3 protein-coding genes are annotated in these 1,580 nt (G+C 37.2%); 1 reads left to right on the top strand and 2 read right to left on the bottom strand.

Annotated features, from left to right (window positions below):
• The coding region (locus tag VXQ92_RS17235) for a RidA family protein (protein WP_416682643.1) at window positions 1-247 on the bottom strand (247 nt) is incomplete at its 3' end.
• A 67-nt stretch (window positions 248-314) separates the two neighbouring features.
• Window positions 315-1,241 (bottom strand): DMT family transporter, encoded by a 927-nt coding sequence (locus VXQ92_RS17230; RefSeq protein ID WP_416682642.1) that lies wholly within the window; start codon window positions 1,239-1,241, stop codon window positions 315-317.
• A gap of 238 nt (window positions 1,242-1,479) precedes the next feature.
• Between VXQ92_RS17230 and VXQ92_RS17225 the strand changes: the two genes are divergently transcribed.
• Window positions 1,480-1,580, top strand: a 101-nt coding sequence (locus tag VXQ92_RS17225; protein ID WP_416682644.1) for a hypothetical protein, incomplete at its 3' end; no start/stop codon positions are given.

The following is a 1,580-nucleotide window of genomic DNA, read 5'->3' as shown; positions in this document are numbered from 1 at the left end:
TTCTTAAAACAGCGATATCCGTAAGCTCTGCATTGGCAGCTACTAACGCATAGTTAATATTTTCAAATGCTTGTAGGACTTGTTCGCTGAAATGAGAACTTAATTGACCTTGTTTGTCTTCGCCACCTTGACCTGCAATATGAATAATATTGTTAAAATTGCTTACTACAGCGACATGACTATAAGCGTTAGGTGTTGGGTCATATAAAGTAGAAGGATTTATGATTTTAAAAATTTCTTTGTTCATGGAACTCAACCGTTTAATAAAATTTAGATGAGTATCCAACCTCAACTTAAGTTGAGGTCAAGAGCATTTAGTGTTTTAGTCTTTTCTTTCTTAAAGTAATCATCATTACGCCGACTATATTGAGGAAACAACCGACCCATTGCCATATATTTAGGTGTTCATTTAAAAAAGCAACGGCAAGCAAAATCGTTAAAACGGGTCCAATCGAAGCAATCATTGCAGATTGAGAGGCACCTAATCGCTCAATGCTTTGCATAAGCATAACGGTAGGTAAGACAGTGACTAAAAAGCCTAAGCCAATCCCGTACCAAATTACACTTGAGGGAAGTTGTAATAGGAGTTGAAACGGGTGAGAATTACTTAAAGTGTAATGGGTTAATGTACCTATACAGGCAACTGTTAAAGCTAAACCTGTGAAATTCCAAGAACCAAATTTTTTAATTAATGGTGGAGTCAGCAGTAAATAACCGGCAAAAGCTACAGCGCTAGCAAATACAAAACTTGTTCCGAGCCAAAAGTTGCCCTGAATTGGTGCATTGTTGTGCTCTTGCAGCATCACTAACACGGTTCCACCATAACTAAGAAAAATGGCGAATAAACTTTTTACATCTAATTTTTGTTTGTAGAGCAGACTTGAAGCGATCACGGTAAGTGTGGGATATAAAAATAGGATGATTCGCTCTAAAGAAGCGCTAATAAACATGAGGCCCATGAAATCGAGCCAGCTGGCAAAGTAGTAGCCTAATAGACCGGCAAAAATTAAAATTAGCCAATCCTTCTTTTTTATGTCCTGATTATGATGCCTATTGAACCAGCAAATTAATAGAAAAAACGGTAAAGCGCTTAACATCCGTAAAGCCATCAGGACTGTACCGTCTACTAATGGAGAAAGGGCATAAGTTTGTTTAATAAAAATCGCTTTTGTGCTGAATAGAAAAGCAGAGCAAAGCGCAAAAAAAGACCCAATTTGAAACGAAGATAAAGAAATTTTCATATACAGGACTGTATAAGAGAGACTATTGTCTGCAAAAAAAGAAAAATCCTCTTATATTACACCTCATGTCAAACATCGTGAATCATCAGTTCAAAATATGGGTATTTATTAAATAAATAGTGGGTGGTATTTTCAAAAAGTTCAATTAGAATCCAAATTCTGTACAAAGAATACACATGGGGGAAACATTGCGGGTTGCAATGTTTTTGACAATGAGAAATTAGCTTGAGGAACGCTCATGCAGATCGGAATCCCAACCGAAACTGTCGTCGGTGAAAATCGTGTAGCTGCTACGCCAGAGACAGTAAAGAAGTTGATTAGCGCTGGTCATAGCGTTGT

It is taken from the genome of Acinetobacter sp. 228, assembly GCF_048147885.1.
The sequence above is the reverse complement of the archived record's forward strand: the minus strand, read 5'-3'. Positions and strand labels throughout refer to the sequence as shown.